The 14,477-nt window shown below is 69.5% G+C and carries 17 protein-coding genes; 6 read left to right on the top strand and 11 right to left on the bottom strand.

Annotation, left to right across the window (positions count from 1 at the left end; translation table 11 throughout):
* Nucleotides 1-30 precede the first annotated feature (30 nt).
* From AB0M02_RS18515 to AB0M02_RS18505, 3 genes are read right to left on the bottom strand one after another with little or no spacing between them, the layout of a single operon-like run.
* Nucleotides 31-1,062 (bottom strand): alpha/beta fold hydrolase, encoded by a 1,032-nt coding sequence (locus AB0M02_RS18515; protein ID WP_364228221.1) that lies wholly within the window; start codon nucleotides 1,060-1,062, stop codon nucleotides 31-33.
* A 9-nt stretch (nucleotides 1,063-1,071) separates the two neighbouring features.
* Complete coding sequence (locus AB0M02_RS18510; RefSeq protein WP_364228219.1) at nucleotides 1,072-2,019, bottom strand: GlxA family transcriptional regulator; 948 nt, start codon at nucleotides 2,017-2,019, stop codon at nucleotides 1,072-1,074.
* Entirely contained in the window at nucleotides 2,016-3,314 is a 1,299-nt protein-coding gene (locus tag AB0M02_RS18505) for a hypothetical protein (protein WP_364228217.1), read from the bottom strand. Before AB0M02_RS18505 ends, AB0M02_RS18510 begins: the two co-directional genes overlap by 4 nt.
* Before the next feature lie 212 nt (nucleotides 3,315-3,526).
* On the opposite strand from AB0M02_RS18505, the gene AB0M02_RS18500 reads away from it, so the two are divergent.
* The gene (locus tag AB0M02_RS18500; protein WP_364228216.1) at nucleotides 3,527-3,703 is read left to right on the top strand and encodes a hypothetical protein; all 177 of its coding nucleotides are present in this window, start codon (nucleotides 3,527-3,529) and stop codon (nucleotides 3,701-3,703) included.
* Nucleotides 3,704-3,719: 16 nt separating this feature from the next.
* On the opposite strand, the gene AB0M02_RS18495 is transcribed toward AB0M02_RS18500, so the two are convergent.
* Nucleotides 3,720-4,244 carry a GNAT family N-acetyltransferase gene (locus AB0M02_RS18495; RefSeq protein ID WP_364228215.1) on the bottom strand — a complete coding sequence of 175 codons (525 nt, stop codon included), beginning with the start codon at nucleotides 4,242-4,244 and terminating at the stop codon, nucleotides 3,720-3,722.
* Between the two features lie 85 nt (nucleotides 4,245-4,329).
* Here AB0M02_RS18495 and AB0M02_RS18490 point away from each other — a divergent pair, with 85 nt between their 5' ends.
* From AB0M02_RS18490 to AB0M02_RS18480, 3 genes are read left to right on the top strand one after another with little or no spacing between them, the layout of a single operon-like run.
* Nucleotides 4,330-5,376 carry a segregation/condensation protein A gene (locus AB0M02_RS18490; protein ID WP_364228289.1) on the top strand — a complete coding sequence of 349 codons (1,047 nt, stop codon included), beginning with the start codon at nucleotides 4,330-4,332 and terminating at the stop codon, nucleotides 5,374-5,376.
* A complete protein-coding gene (gene scpB, locus AB0M02_RS18485) occupies nucleotides 5,373-6,269 on the top strand; it encodes an SMC-Scp complex subunit ScpB (RefSeq protein WP_364228213.1) in 897 nt (298 codons plus the stop codon). Before AB0M02_RS18490 ends, scpB begins: the two co-directional genes overlap by 4 nt.
* Nucleotides 6,238-6,993, top strand: a complete 756-nt coding sequence (locus AB0M02_RS18480) for a pseudouridine synthase (RefSeq protein WP_364228212.1) — start codon at nucleotides 6,238-6,240, stop codon at nucleotides 6,991-6,993. Before scpB ends, AB0M02_RS18480 begins: the two co-directional genes overlap by 32 nt.
* Here AB0M02_RS18480 and AB0M02_RS18475 read toward each other — a convergent pair.
* The 5 genes from AB0M02_RS18475 to AB0M02_RS18455 all read right to left on the bottom strand — a co-directional run bounded on the left by AB0M02_RS18475 (nucleotide 6,990) and on the right by AB0M02_RS18455 (nucleotide 11,010).
* Nucleotides 6,990-7,631, bottom strand: coding sequence for a hypothetical protein (locus AB0M02_RS18475; protein WP_364228211.1), 642 nt, complete (start codon nucleotides 7,629-7,631; stop codon nucleotides 6,990-6,992). The two genes, AB0M02_RS18480 and AB0M02_RS18475, sit on opposite strands and share 4 nt — an antisense overlap.
* Nucleotides 7,628-8,491 (bottom strand): ImmA/IrrE family metallo-endopeptidase, encoded by an 864-nt coding sequence (locus AB0M02_RS18470; protein WP_364228209.1) that lies wholly within the window; start codon nucleotides 8,489-8,491, stop codon nucleotides 7,628-7,630. The genes AB0M02_RS18475 and AB0M02_RS18470 overlap by 4 nt, the downstream gene beginning before the upstream one ends.
* 5 nt (nucleotides 8,492-8,496) lie before the next feature.
* Nucleotides 8,497-8,844: a helix-turn-helix transcriptional regulator gene (locus tag AB0M02_RS18465; RefSeq protein ID WP_364228207.1), complete on the bottom strand. Its 348-nt coding sequence runs from the start codon at nucleotides 8,842-8,844 to the stop codon at nucleotides 8,497-8,499.
* A gap of 117 nt (nucleotides 8,845-8,961) precedes the next feature.
* Complete coding sequence (locus AB0M02_RS18460; protein ID WP_364228206.1) at nucleotides 8,962-9,921, bottom strand: ABC transporter substrate-binding protein; 960 nt, start codon at nucleotides 9,919-9,921, stop codon at nucleotides 8,962-8,964.
* 186 nt (nucleotides 9,922-10,107) lie between these two features.
* On the bottom strand, nucleotides 10,108-11,010 hold the full coding sequence (locus AB0M02_RS18455) for a LysR family transcriptional regulator (RefSeq protein ID WP_364228204.1): 903 nt from the start codon (nucleotides 11,008-11,010) through the stop codon (nucleotides 10,108-10,110).
* Between the two features lie 81 nt (nucleotides 11,011-11,091).
* On the opposite strand from AB0M02_RS18455, the gene AB0M02_RS18450 reads away from it, so the two are divergent.
* Nucleotides 11,092-12,282 (top strand): MFS transporter, encoded by a 1,191-nt coding sequence (locus tag AB0M02_RS18450; protein ID WP_364228202.1) that lies wholly within the window; start codon nucleotides 11,092-11,094, stop codon nucleotides 12,280-12,282.
* Here the strand turns inward: AB0M02_RS18450 and AB0M02_RS18445 are convergent.
* Entirely contained in the window at nucleotides 12,270-12,506 is a 237-nt protein-coding gene (locus AB0M02_RS18445; RefSeq protein ID WP_364228200.1) for a hypothetical protein, read from the bottom strand. The two genes, AB0M02_RS18450 and AB0M02_RS18445, sit on opposite strands and share 13 nt — an antisense overlap.
* A 59-nt stretch (nucleotides 12,507-12,565) precedes the next feature.
* On the opposite strand from AB0M02_RS18445, the gene AB0M02_RS18440 reads away from it, so the two are divergent.
* Complete coding sequence (locus tag AB0M02_RS18440) at nucleotides 12,566-13,723, top strand: hypothetical protein (RefSeq protein WP_364228199.1); 1,158 nt, start codon at nucleotides 12,566-12,568, stop codon at nucleotides 13,721-13,723.
* On the opposite strand, the gene AB0M02_RS18435 is transcribed toward AB0M02_RS18440, so the two are convergent.
* On the bottom strand, nucleotides 13,695-14,471 hold the full coding sequence (locus AB0M02_RS18435) for a metallophosphoesterase (RefSeq protein ID WP_364228197.1): 777 nt from the start codon (nucleotides 14,469-14,471) through the stop codon (nucleotides 13,695-13,697). The genes AB0M02_RS18440 and AB0M02_RS18435 overlap by 29 nt on opposite strands.
* Nucleotides 14,472-14,477: the final 6 nt, after the last annotated feature.

Here is a 14,477-nt window from a genome sequence, read left to right as displayed (position 1 = left end):
TGGGAGGGCTTGGCGCTTCCCGAGGATCCGTCAGGGCTGTTGGCGGAATTCCGTCAGGGCGTGGGCCACCGCGTCGGTTCGGCCGCGGGCGCCGATCTTGCGGTAGAGGTTGGCGAGGTGGCGTTCGACCGTGTGGACGGCTATGCCCAGGCGGCGGGCTATCTCGGGGTTGGAGTCGCCGGTGGCCAGCAGGCGGAGCACGTCCTGTTCCCGGGGAGTCAGGGCGGGACGGGTGGGGGACCGATGCGCCTTGCCGCCGGTGACGAAGCCTGTGACCAGGCTCAGGTCGGTGTCGGGGTCGGTGAGGAACAGGGTCGGTGTTGCGCCGGGCAGGGCCATGAACTCGGCGTTCGGCAGGGCGGCGGCCAGGCGCTGCGACGCCTCGATCGGGATCTGCTCGGAGCTCTGGCGGTGCAGGACCAGCGTGGGTGCCTGGACGGCCGCGACCTCGGCCGTCACGTCGATGTGGCGGGCGGCGTCGAACCAGGCCTTGGCGACGGGGGCGCTGGTGGCGGTGCGGAAGGCCTCGGCGGTCGCGCGGCTCGACGACGCTGAGTCCCAGCCGAGCCAGGCGGTGGCGGCGGCGTCGGCGAAGAGGTTCCAGTCCTGGTCGACGAGGGAGAGCAGGGCCTGGGTCTGTGCCGGGCGCATGGCCTCGGCGAGTCTTGGTGTGCCGCCGAACAGGACGAGCCGGTCGACCCGGGTGGGGTTGCGGGCGGCGAAGGCCAGGGCGGTCGGGACCGAGTGGTAGTACCCGAGGAGGGAGGCGCGGGAGATTCCGGCGTCGGACAGGACCGCCCGCAGATCGCGCAGGTGGGCGTCGAGGCCCAGGTCGCCCAGGTCGATGCGGCGGTCGGAGGCGCCGGTTCCCCGACCGTCGTAGAGGACGACGGTCAGGTTGCGGGCCAGTCCCAGGTAGGCGTTGCGCAGCGCGGGGATGCGCCACTGTGCCGCGATGTTGCTCAGCGACGGCATCCAGACCAGCACCGGGCCCTGCCCGAACACCTGATAGCCGATGGTCACCCCGTCATCGGCCCGGGCGAAGCGCACGTCTGGCACCACGGGTGAAGCCTACGAGGCCTGGGCACGGTAGTGGGACGGCGGCACCCCGTACCGATCCTGGAAAGCTTTTCGCATCGACTCCGTCGAGCCGAAGCCGCAGCGCCGGGCCACCGCGGCCATCGGCAACACGGTGCTGGTCAGAAGATGTGCCGCGGCTTCCGTCCGGGCCCGGCGCACGAACTGTGCCGGTGTCTGATGCACATAGGTGAGGAACAGCCGGGCGAGATGCCGCTCGCTGACACCCACCCGCCGGGCCAGGTCGCCGCTTGTCAGATCCCCGCTGAGGTTGCCGGTGATGTGGTCGGTGACGCGCCGGACCACGAAGTCGTCGCTGCCACGCCGGGCCAGGAACATGCTGACCTGCGCCTGGCCGCCCGGTCGTTGCAGGTAGGCGACCGTGCCGAGGGCCACGCCGCGCGCCACCGTGGGCCCGTGGTCCTCCTCGATGAAGGCCAGCGTGAGATCGAGCGCGCTCGTCACCCCGCCCGAGGTGCTGACGTCGCCGTCGCGGATGTAGATCGGCTCGGGGTCGACCAGCACGTCCGGATAGCGTTCGGCGAAGCGCCGCGCGTACATCCAGTGGGTGGTGGCGCGCCGGTCGGCGAGCAGGCCGGCTTCGGCCAGGACGGTTGCGCCGGTGCAGACGGCGGCCACCCTGCGTGCGAGCGGCGCGAGGCGGCGGACATGGCTTATGAGGTACGGGTTCCCGGCCGCTTTCTCGTGTCCGAGCCCACCGGTGACGAGCAGGGTGTCGATCGGCTCGTTGATCCGTTCGAGCACCGCCTGGGCCTCCAGACGCAGTCCCGAGTCGCACTCCAGCGGCTGCTGTCCCAGGGTCGCGAGGACCGTCCGGTACGGCGGGCCGGCGCTGATCCGGTTCGCGATGTGCAGCGCGGAGGTGACACAGGCGATGTCGAGCAGTTCCGCCCCGTCGTACCCGACGATCACAAAGATCACGCGAACGGCTCCAGGCGTACCGTGACCTGTCCCGTCGTGGCCAGGCACGTCTTGCCGTCCGGGGTGGTCAGCGTGCTGACCCGCAGGTTCGGCAGGGTGACCACCACCGTCGCGTCGTCGAGCGGGATCCGGAAGTCGGGTATCCGGGTGATCGGCTGCGGCGGCATCTTCGCCACCTGTCCCTCGGTGGCCGCCGCGATGACCGGCGCCAGCGTGTTGACCACGATCCGGATGACGTTGTCCAGGAACGCCGGCACGCCCTTGAAGTCGAAGGCGAACGTCACCGACTCGATCATGTCGAGTTTGAGCATCACCTCGTTGGCCGCGTTCACCGAGGCCGTGACGCGTACGGTCGGGTGCGCCGTGGCCGTGCCGTCGAAGGACCAGCCCACCGGTTTGGCCCACAGGTGCAGGTCGACGTCGATGCGGGCGGTGCCCCGCAACCGGCCGTTCTCCCCGGGTAGCACGTCGAGGGAGAAGTCCGAGAACCGGGCCGTGTACTCGGCGTTGACCGTGACGTCGACCGGTAGCAAGCGGATCTGGGTACGCCAGTCCCCGCTGACCGGGTAGGCGGCCGCCACGTTGTCGAGCAGCCGGTTGAGCAGCGGCGCGCGGACCGCGACGAACAGCGGCGGCCACTTCCCGGCCAGTTTCGCCGGATCGGGCTGTGCCGGGTGCAGCGCGGTGGTGGCGAGCAGCCGGCCCTCGCCGGTGGCCACCACCGGAGGCGCCACCTGCAGGGTGCCGAGCCCGAGCGGCGGGATGCGCAGCGGCTTGAGGAAGGTCTGTTCGAGGAGGCGGGTCAGTTCCGGCACCACACCGCGGTTGACGACCTGGGTCAGCACCGGGTTGCCCGGTATCTCGATGCGGGCGGTGACCAGGTCGGCGGTGAGCACGCCGCCGGACTCGACGATCATCTGCAGGCCGGCGTGCAGGGACGCGTCGAACCGGGTCGGGTCGCCGTCGGTGAAGTGGAACGTCAGGTCGACCCGGGGCACGAGCAGCTCGAAGGAGGCCCGGGAGGCGGTCGTGGCGGCCTGTTCCGCCTGCGCCTGGTCGCCACCGGTTATCTCGCCGAGCAGGGCGCGCTGCCATTCGCGTACCTCGGCGGAGGGGGCGAGGGTGACCTGCGGAGCGGTGGCCAGGTCGTAGTCGATCCGGGTGACCGACAGCGCGGGCAGCGCGATCGGCAGGCTGCCGGTGAGCAGCAGGTCGTGGGTGGCCTCGTACACCGAACGGATCACCTCGTTGAGGGCCGTCTCGTCGATGCCGAACACCGCGTCGTAATTCGCCATGGTTCCACCGTGGATGCCGGGAGCGGACAACGGAAGGGGCCCGGCGTGTCGGTAAGCCGGTATTCCCGATCTGCGGCCGGACGTGCCACTACCTCCGAAACAACGAATGGTGAACAACGATCTTCGTGGCGGAGAACGACAGGCTTCAAGATCACGTCTACATTCACGTGGCGCGGGCAACACGGCCGCGCCCGAACAGAGGAGCCCCCCGCATGGCGAAGAAGGCGAAGAAGGTCAAGGAAGAGGCCGTGGTCGAGGTCGTCGAGGCCCCGGCGCCCGAGCCGGTGGTCGTCGAGGAGCCGAAGGCCAAGAAGGTGAAGAAGGACAAGGACGCCAAGGAGGCCAAGGCCACCGGCCCCAAGTCCAAGAAGGACAAGAAGAAGAAGTAGTGACTCCCGGAGCTGTTCACGACTCCGTCGTGAACAGCTCGCACGTCATGTTGTAGTACCGGTCGGTCTGCCCCAGGTGGCGCATGCCCAGGCGGCGGCAGACCGCCTGCGAGGCCGCGTTCTCCGGGTACGTGACGGCGTAAACCGTGGAGACGCCCGCGCGCGCCGCGTACGCGAGGACCGCCGTGGCCGCCTCCGTGGCGTACCCGTTGCCCCAGGCGTCCGGGTGCAGATGCCAGCCCACCTCGGTCTCGTCCGCGGTTTGCAGCGGTTCGCCGGACGCCATCAGCTTGACCAGGAAGACGGTGCCGAGCAGGCGCCCGCTGCGGCGGTCCTGTACCGCCCAGACCGCGTGCACGTCGTCCTGCCGGGAACGCCACCGCTCCAGCCGGGTCAATGCCTCGCTCCGATCGTGCAGCGCCTGTGGGCGCGCGCCGAGAAAGCGGACGACCTCGTCGCGGGAGTACATGTCCAGGACGAAGTCGGCGTCCTTGTCCTCCCACTCGCGCAGCAGGAGGCGTGGAGAGATCAGTGACCGCATCGCGGCAGCGTAACCGCAGAAGCAGCAACCGGTCACGGGTTGCGACGTTGGAACGTGCGTGAGCCCGGAACAGCTGCTGAGCGGCATGGACTACGGTCGGCACGTGCCTGAAGAGCCAGCCCAGTCGCTCGTCGATCCCGCCGGATCCGATGATGCCGCCGAAATCGCGCCCGCGGAGGCGGATTCCGGCAGATTCCTCGTGCGGCTGGACAACTTCACCGGCCCGTTCGACCTGCTCCTCCAGCTGATCGGCAAGCACAAGCTGGACGTCACCGAGGTGGCGCTGCACCAGGTGACCGACGACTTCATCGCGTACATCCGGGGCATGGGCGACGACTGGGACCTGGGCGAGGCGAGCGAGTTCCTGCTGGTCGCGGCGACCCTGCTGGACCTCAAGGCGGCCCGTCTGCTGCCGGCGGCCGAGGTGGAGGACGAGGAGGACCTCGCTCTTCTGGAGGCGCGCGACCTGCTGTTTGCCCGGCTTCTGCAGTACAAGGCGTTCAAGGAGGCTGCCGCGCACATCGCGGAACTCGAGGCCACCGGGGCGCGTCGCTGGCCGCGGATGGTCACTCTTGAGCAGAGGTACGCGGACGCGCTCCCCGAACTGGTCCTGGGCGTCGGCCCGGAACGCATGCTGAAGATGGCGCTCAAGCAGTTCCTGCCCAAGCCCGGCCCGCCTCAGGTGTCGATCGCGCACATCCACCAGGTCCGCGTGAGTGTCCGCGAGCACGCCGCGCTGCTGCGGGACCGCCTGCGCCGGGCCGGGTCCGCGACGTTCAGCCTGCTGGTCGCCGACTGTGACAACACCCTGGAGGTGGTGGCGCGGTTCCTGGCGCTGCTGGAGCTCTACCGCGAGGGCCTGGTCGACTTCGAGCAGCCGGTGTCGCTGGACGAGCTGATCGTGCGGTGGATCGGCGGCGACGACTCCGGCGGCGAGCTGGACATCGACGACTACGAGGGCACCCGGCCCGATCCGGAGGCCGAGGAGCCCGGGGCCGATGATGCGCAAGAGGACACCGGTTCGGACGAAACCGCCGGGACCGAGCTTGACGGCGACCCCGCCGATGGTGATCTTGGCGAGGACGACGACGAGACGCCGAACGGTCCGGCGGTCCTGAAGGAGACATCGTGAGCAGCGAGGACGAGCGCCCCGAATCCCTGGCCGCGCAGGCCGCGGCGTGGGTGCCGCCGTGGGAGCGCAGGCGCGAGCCCGACCGTGAGTACCAGGATGCCGCCGAGCCGCCCGACCTGGAGTACGAGGAGCCTGAACCGGAAGAGGAACCGGAGGAGGCGCCGGTCGAGGAAGAACCGGATGAACCGGTAGAACAGGAACAGGAAGAAGAGCCGGAGGAAGAGCGGGAGGAAGAGCCGGAGCCAGAGGCGCCGGTGTCCAACCCGGTACCGGTTCAGGCCCGCGGCACCCGGGACGACCTCGGATCGGACATCGAGGGCTCCTCCCGTACCCCCGAAATTCTGACCGACGACAGTGAGCTGGCCGCGGCGCTTGAGTCGATCATGCTGGTTGTTGATGAGCCCGTCGCCGAGCTGCAGCTGGCGCAGGTGCTGGAGCAGCCGGTGGAGCGGGTGGCACGCGCGCTGGAGGACATCTCGGCGCGGTACACCGCGGCGGGACACGGCATCGACCTGCGGCGCGTGGCGGGTGGCTGGCGTCTCTACACCCGGCCGGAATACGCGGCTTACGTCGAGCGGTTCGTGCTGGACGGGCAGTCGGTGCGGCTGACCCAGGCCGCCCTGGAGACACTCTCCGTGGTCGCCTACAAGCAGCCGGTGACCCGTTCGCGCATCTCGGCCATCCGCGGTGTGAACTGTGACGGTGTGATGCGTACGCTGGTCACTCGCGGCCTGATCGAGGAGTGCGGCACCGAGCCGGAGACCGGGGCTTATCTGTACCGGACCACGGTCCTGTTCCTGGAGAAGCTCGGCCTCAACTCGGTCGATCAGCTGCCGCCGCTCGCCCCGTTCCTGCCCGACGATGTGGAAGAAGTACTCGATGCCTCAGGCTGACACCGCCGAACGCCTCCAGAAAGTCCTGGCGGCGGCCGGTGTTGGATCCCGGCGCGCCTGCGAAGACCTGATCTTCCGGCGGCGCGTCACCGTCAACGGCCGCGTCGCCAAACTCGGCGACAAGGTCGACCCCGCCACGGCGGAGATCCACGTCGACGGGCAGCGGGTGATCACCAACACCAAGCTGGTCTACGTCGCGCTGAACAAGCCGCGCGGCGTCGTCTCCAGCCTCGACGACGAGAAGGGCCGCACGGAACTGGCCGACTTCCTCGGTGCCAACTTCGAGCAGCGGCTGTTCCACGTGGGCCGGCTCGACGCCGACTCGGAGGGGCTGCTGCTGTTCACCAACGACGGCGGCCTGGCGCACAAGCTGATGCACCCGTCGTTCGGCGTCTCCAAGACATACCTGGCCGAGGTGGTCGGGCCGCTGCCGCGCAGCGTGGGCCGCGCCCTGCAGTCGGGTGTCGAACTGGAGGACGGCCCGGCGAAGGTGGACAGCTTCCGCCTGGTCGACGCGATCGGCAAGACCGCACAGGTGGAGATCACCCTGCACGAGGGCCGCAAGCACATCGTGCGCCGGATGATGGACGCCGTCGGCCACCCGGTCACCCGCCTGATCCGCACAGCCGTCGGCCCGATCCGCCTCGGCGACCTGCGCCCGGGCGGCTTCCGCCACCTCTCGAGCGCCGAGATCGCCGCCCTCTTCAAAGTCGTCGGCGACTAGCGGTCAGGTGCGCCGGCTGATTCGTTTCTCCAGCGAGCCGTGGTCAGCAGATTGGTTCTTTCGATGGGTGGAAGGCCGTCGTCCAGGCCGCGAAGGCGCTGGTAGACGTCTCGCATTCGAGCCTTGTCCGGTATGTGTGGTGTTCCGGCGGCCTTCTCCAGGACGGTCAGGGTGCTCGCCAGCCTGACCGATCCGATGGTGCTGTCAACCTCGCGCATGCGGATCAGCCGCCGGATCTCGCTGGTCGCCGTGCGTGCGCCGGGCCCGTCGTCGATCAGGACGATGACTTCGGCGCCAGCTTCCGCGGCCACCACGGCGTGGGCGATGACCATCGTTTCGCCCAGGTCCTTGGAGCGTTTGAGGCACGCGGCCATCGGTTGCAGGGTGAGGCGGTGGACGACCCGGGCCAACTCAGGTGTGTGGTCGTCCGGCAGGATGCGGATCCAGTCCGGTGTCAGCCTCTTCCAGACGGTTGCCGCCGGCCGAAACCGCCGGTCTTGATCCGCTTTGCGGAGCACCTCTGTCTCCACAGCCGCCGGTGCGCTGAGCGGACCAAGCATGGCTATGAGGAGCCGTTCCTGGTGGATCGACAGGAAGTTCAGGCCTGGCCCAGCATCGATGATGGGTCGTTGCGTCATCGCGCATTCGGCTCCGTTGCCGTCTCGTGGGCGTCGTCTGTGCCGTTGAGCGCATCGTCCAGGGCGTTCAGATCGAGTTGTACGTCTGGGAGCTCGCCCGGATCGGTCCAGGAGACCGGGTGCTGGGCGGGGAAGATGCCGGCCTCGCGTAGTTCTTTAACGGCGTTGTCCGGGGTGATGCCTCGCAAGGTTGCGATCGTCTGGGCGGAGACCACGCCCTCGGCATAGCCCTGGATGGCCCGGGCGAGCAACCGCTGCGGCGCGCGTCGCTGGTCCGAGTCGGTTTGCAGCGCCTGATACTGGTCGCTCCATCCGAACCGGACGGCGAGTTGAGGCGCGGTGACGGACATCCAGTCGCGCTTGGTGTCGGGGTCGATGCACCCCGCCTGCTCGAGAGCGATCGCGGCGATCTGTGGTGAGACCAGGAAGCGCTGCACGACGGCCGACAGCGTTGCCAGGTTGACCTCGGGGGCCTCGACGAGGAACGCCTTCAGCCCTTCGACGGGAAGCAGGAGGTGCCGGGCGAAGACGTTGGCGCGGCTCTCGACCGGTGTGGATGCGCTCCAGTCGCAGGTGTCGTTGTCTGCCCAGTCGCCGAAGACGACGTGGGCGAGCTCGTGAGCCAGGGTGCTGCGTTGCCGCATCGGATGGCGGGTCCGCGCGACACCGATGAAAACGGTGTCGCGCTGCGGATCCCGCATCGTCAAACCGTGCTCATCAGGTCCTGCGTCGAGGACGGCCACGTCGATGCCGGCTGACTGCTCGATCACGGCAACCAGGTCGCCCAGCGGCTGCAGCCCCAAACGGTGGTCGTGCCGGAACCGCTCGGCGGCGGCACACCCTTCAACTTCGGCGTTCACGGGTGTCACCGCCGCCAGATCGTGGCCGGGATGGCCTGCTCGTCCAGGTAGTCGTCAAGTTCGAGAAAGTGCAGCAGAGCCTCACGCATGTCTTGCATGTCGGAGCCGTTGGTTGCTCGGGCTGCGCACTGGACCCGGTCGGCGACCGTGCTGGTCCCGGTGAGCTGTGCCACGGTGAAGCCCGTTGCCCATGAGATGGCCACGATTTCAGGGAGCTTGGCCACTCGGTCGCCGGAGATGATCCGCGACAGGGTGGGCTGAGAGATGCCGGTAGCGTCGGCAAGCGCGCGCTGACTGAGCCCTGCGGTTGCCCGAGCTCTCTCTATCAGTGACCCGATGTTGACGCTGGTCATGATTGCCGCCCCGAATCTGAATCATGATCTTTTCTTCTGATTCAGTCTACGTGATCCTTTGCCGCTGTGCCATTTCTGGCTGCGCGGTCCGGTCAACTTTGTAGCGTCAGCGGCGGCTCAGTACGAGCGGTCCGGTAGGGCTGCTGCGGCGCTGGTCCTGTCGAAGACCACGATCTCGGAGGCTACGCGTTTGGGTATCTTGCCGCCGTGGAAGAGGTCGATCACGGCGCGCATCAGGAGTTGGCCGATGATCGGGCTGCACTCGACGACGTAGGTCAGCCGGCCGTCGATCAGTGCTCGCAGGCCCGCCTTCGTGGCGTCCACGGTGACGATCTTCGGGGTGCGTCCCGGTTCGTGGCCGGCGTCCTCCAGGACGGCGGCCGCGCCGAGGCCCATCTCGTCGTTGTGCGCGAACACGGCGTCGATGTCGCGGTTGCGGCGCAGCAGCTTGCGCATCGCCTTCTCGCCGCTGGCCTTGGTCCAGTCGCCCTGCTCGCGGTCGACGACCTTGAGCCGGTTGCCGGCGCCGACCGTGTCGGCGAAGCCCTCGGCCCGCTGTTTGGCCGGGGTGGAACCGGCAGCGCCGAGGATCTCGACGACGCTGACCGGCCGGTTCGTCCCCGAGTACTCGGTCGACAGGTAGAGCGCGGCCTGATTGCCCTCGGCGACGAAGTCCGCGCCGATCGAACTGACGTAGAGCGCCGGGTCGGCGGTTTCGATGAGCCGGTCGGTGAGAACCACCGGAATACCCGCGTCGCGGGCCCTGCGGAGAACGTCGTCCCAGCCGGCCTCGACCACCGGTGAGAAGGCGATCACATTGACCCTCGCGTCGATGAACGACTGGATCGCGGCAATCTGCCGTTCCTGACTTCCCTCGGCGTTGTCGAACCTGAGGTCGATGCGGTGGTATTCCGCGGCTTTCTGAATCGAGCGGGTGTTGGCGAGGCGCCAGCCGCTCTCGGACCCGACCTGCGAGAAGCCGAGAATCAACGGCCCCGTTGGCGCGTCCTGGAGACTGCGCCCGTCGTCGTCACCGGAACACCCGGAGACGGTGGAAAAGAAACCTGCGGCGCCCATGATCATCAATGAGCGCCTGTGCATTGTCGGACCCCCCATGGGTTGTGAACGATAACAATGCGGTGATCTTCCAGCAACATGGCGATCTATTTTGGGCATTCTCGCCAAGGCTGCTTTGGTCGGTGATGGCGGGATTTAAAGCGAAAACGGGGATAACGATGCTCCCGTTTCCGAAAATGATTCTGATTAGTCGGCCGGGTCCGGGAGGAAGTCGGCCACCATCGTGATCAGGGCGCGGGCGGCGGCACCCGGTGTGCGGTCGGCGGGAACGGCGAGCGACAGCGGCCATCGCAGGTCGGCGCCGGTGACCGGTAGGGTGACCACGCCCTCGGTGTGCTCCGGCGTGAGGATGAAGCGGGGGAGCAGGGCGATGCCGAGCCCGTGCCGGACGTGGGCGACGCCGGTGGCGATGTCGGCGATCTCGATCGTGACGTGTCGCGGGACAGAGGCGGCCGTGAAGGCGCGGTCGGTGACGGCGCGGTTGCCGTATCCGGCGGGCGAGTCGATGAAGTCCATCCCGGCGAGGTCGCCGATGGCGACACGTTCCCGGCCGGCGAGCGGGTGACCGGCCGGGACGACGAGGTCCATCACCGAGGTGGTCAGGGGCAGCATGCGTACGCCTGCCGGCCGACCGCCGGGCAGCGAGACGAACGCCAGGTCGAGCCGGTGCTCGAGGATCGCCTCGATCAGGCCGAGCGACCCGGACGGTGCGGCGATGGTGCGCAGCAGCACACCCGGGTGCCGCCGGTGGAACTCGCCGAGCAGCGCGGGCAGGTCGACCACCCGGATCGAGGTGAGCGTGCCGATCCGCAGGGTGCCGCGCAGTCCGCCGCGCACCTCGGCGACCGCCTCGCGGGCGTCCCGTGCCGCGTCCAGGGCGATGTGGGCGCGGGGCAGCAGGGCGGTGCCGGCGTCGGTGAGAAGAACCCGCTTCGCGTTGCGGTCGAGCAGGACCGTGCCGAGTTCGCGTTCCAGGGCCTTGATGGCGGCGGAGACCGCGGACTGGACGACGTGCAGGCGGCCCGCGGCGCGGGTGAAGCTCTGCTCCTCGGCGACCGCGACGAAGTATTCGAGCTGGCGCAGTTCCACACCTGTGATTATCAACAACGCAGATGGGACCGAGCTCCAAGTTTCGTTGTCGTTGATGATGCGGCGGCCGACAGTGGCCGCATGACCGCCGTTCTCAAAGCGAAGCCCGGATTCTGGGCGATCGCGTTCGCGTTCCTCGTCGCCATGGCGTTCTCCACGGTGCCGACCCCGCTCTACCCGCTCTACATGGCGCGTGACGGCTTCTCCACGTTCACCGTCACGGTCGTCTTCGCGGTCTACGCCGCCGGCGTGGTGGTCAGCCTGCTGCTGGCCGGGCACGTGTCGGACCGGATCGGCCGCAAGCGGATCCTGGTCCCGGCGCTGGCCCTCGAACTCGTCGCGGCGCTGCTGTTCCTGAGCAGCACGTCGCTGCCGGTCCTGCTGACCGCCCGGTTCCTCACCGGCCTCGGCGTCGGCATGATCACCGCGACCGCGACGGCGTACCTGCAGGAGCTGCACACCCTGCACCGGCCGGGCGCGTCACGGCAGCGGTTCGAGGTGGTCTCGACGGCGGCCAACAGCGGCGGACTCGGACTGGGCACGCTGGTGGCCGGGTTCCTCGCGCAATTCGTGGAGGCGCCACTGCGTACGCCGTACGCTATCTTTGTCCTCCTCCTGAGCGTGAGCCTCCTCGCCGTGGTCCGCACCCCGGAGACCGTGCCGCCGCAGGCGGGAACCTACCGCTGGCGGCCGCAGCGGATCGGGATGCACGGAGATCGCGTCACCTACCTGGCCGCCGCAGCCGGTGCCTTCGCCTCGTTCGCCGTGTTCGGCGTCTTCACCTCGCTGGCGCCGGGCTTCGTCGCCGGCACCCTGCACCACCCGTCGCGTCTCCTGGCCGGCGCCGTGGTTTTCGCCGTCTTCGGCAGCGCCGCGGTCGCGCAGACCCTGACCGGCCGGCTCGGCGCCACCGCACGGACCAGGCTCGGCCTGCTCGCCCAGACCGGCGGCATCCTTGTTCCTGGTCGCCGGCATGCACACGGCGAACCTGACGGCGTTCCTGATCGGCGGGGTGGCCGCGGGTGTGGGCGCCGGTGTGCTGTTCAAGGCGGCGCTCGGATCGGTGGCGGCGAGTGCGGCACCCGCGCAACGCGGCGCGGCGCTGGCGGGCCTGTTCCTGATCGCCTACCTCGGCCTCGGTGTGCCGGCGATCGGCCTCGGAGTGGCCACCCACGTGCTGCCCGCGGCCGAGGTGATGACGTGGTTCGCGGCCGTGCTGATCCTGCTGCTGGCGGCGGTCGCCCTGCTGTCGCGAATGGTCAGTCGCGGTAACCGTGAGCTGCCAGGACGGCCGACAGCCGGGAGTCCCACGCACCCTGGTCCGCATCACGCCAGCGATGTCCCGACGCGCACTGCCAGTTCGGCGCCTGCCCGGGTGTGACGCAGCCGCCCAGCGCCAGGTCACCGTCCTCGGCCGCCTGCCGCGCCTCGGGCACCGGCAGGCCGAAGAGCAGCGGCACGCCGGGGAGACCGCACTCGGGACAGGAAGGGATCATGTCGCCAACCTACCCACGGTCCTTCCGGCTAACCGGTCGCGCCGATAGCTTTGGACGGCATGACGGACGAGTGGCTTCCGGCGCTGGCGCGCTACGCGGAACGTTTCCATGCCGAGATCGGTGCGGGTCATCACGTGGCCTCACCGCTCGGCGCGTGGCTGCTGCTGGCGCTGACCGCGTCCGCCGCCCCACCGTCGGAGGGCCTCGCCGACGCGCTCGGTGTCGAGCCGGCCCGCGCGGCCGAGATCGCCACCGAGCTCCTGGAGAACCCGCATCCCATGATCGCCGCCGCCTCCGCGGTCTGGTTCGGGCCGGGTCTCGACCCGCGGCACCTCACCGACTGGCGGGCGACGCTGCCGTCCACCACCGAGTTCGGCCCGCTGCCCGACCTCGCCGGCGCGGACCGGTGGGCGCGCGAGCACACGTTCGGAATGATCGACAAGTTCCCGATCGAGCCCACCCGGGACATCCTGCTGATGCTCGCCAGCGCCCTCGCCACGCGGTTCAGGTGGGACGTCCCGTTCGACGTGGTGCCCGCCGAGGCGCTCGGTGGCCCCTGGGCGGCACGGCTGCAGCGGGTGCTCCGGGTCCCGGAGGAGGGCTACCACCTGGCGTACGTGGCGACGTCCCGGCACGCCGGTCAGGTGATCGTGCACTCCGCGCCGGCCAGCGACGACTCCGGTGCGCAGGTGCGGGTGGTGTCGGTGGCGGCGGCGCCGGACGTGCCGCCGGAGAGGGTGATCGCGGCAGCCCACGAGATCGCCATGAGGGGGTACGAGGCAGTCTCCCTCTGGGACCTGCCGCTCGGTGACGGGCCGCTGTGGACGATCCGTGAGGAGATGGGTGTCGCGTACGGCACCGAGGCGGTCAGCGCGGTGCTGCCGTCCTGGTCGGCCACCAGCGAACACGACCTGTCGCGGCCGGGACTGGGCTTCGACGCCGCGACGGGGACGCTCGAGGGGCTGATCGGCCCGGGCCTGCAGTCCGAGGCGAAGCAGATTGCTACCGCGCGGTTCGACCGGTACGGGTTCGAGGCGGCCGCGGTCACCGCGTTCATGGTCACGACGTCGGCTCCGATGGAGCGGATGTTGCGGGTGGCGGAGCTGCGGTTCGCTCACCCGTACGCGGTGGTGGCCGTCGCGAACTACGCCGGCCCGTGGGACGGTGTGCCGGTCTTCTCGGCGTGGGTCACGAATCCCGAGGAGTCGGCGGAGTGAGCTCCGTGATCAGGATGCGCCCGCCCTCGAAGACACCGCCGTCGACGGCGATGACGCGGTCCCCGGCGTACCGGTGGGCCGCTGTCGCCGGCACCCGGAAGTGCGTCATCAGCGTGCTGTGCCCGTGCACCAGCGTGCCGCCGCCGTACGTGGCGAGCATCTTCTCCGCCGCGCCCGGTGCGGACAGCCCGCCCCGGCTGGTCAGCTTTCCCCAGAAATACAGGAAGTCGGTCGCGTCGAGATCGGTGAGATGCCGGCCGACCATCGCGTTGACCTCGGCGACGGAGTCACCGAACTCCAGGTACGCGGTGGTGTCGGAGTGCATCAGCAGGTGATCGCCGACCAGCGCCATGGCGGGCAGCCCGTGCAGCCACGCGATGTGGTCGCCGGTGAGCCGGTGCAGGTCGCCCGCCTGACCGCCCCAGCGCAGCCAGGCGCCCTCGTAACTCTCCCAGCCCGGCACGGCCTCGGTGCCGAACCGGTGCACCGCCAGCAGCAGCGCCTCGTGGTTGCCTAGCAGCGCACCCACCTGGCCGCCGGTCCGCGGCGCCTGTGCGGCGAGCCGGCGGATGTCGTCGAGGACACCGATGCCGTCGGGACCGCGGTCGACGTAGTCGCCCAACAGCCACAGCCGGGCGTCGCCACCCGACCAGTTCCCGGCCGCGTCGGCGAGCCCGGCGTCACGGAGGGCGTCGCGGAACTCGCTGCGGAAGCCGTGGATGTCACTGGCGGCGAAGAGGGGTGGCACGGCGCG

The sequence above is a fragment of the Actinoplanes sp. NPDC051861 genome (genome assembly GCF_040681145.1).
In the GTDB taxonomy this organism is placed as follows: Bacteria; Actinomycetota; Actinomycetes; order Mycobacteriales; family Micromonosporaceae; genus Actinoplanes.
Note: the sequence above shows the minus strand (reverse complement) of the source record. Positions and strands in the feature narration are given on the sequence as shown.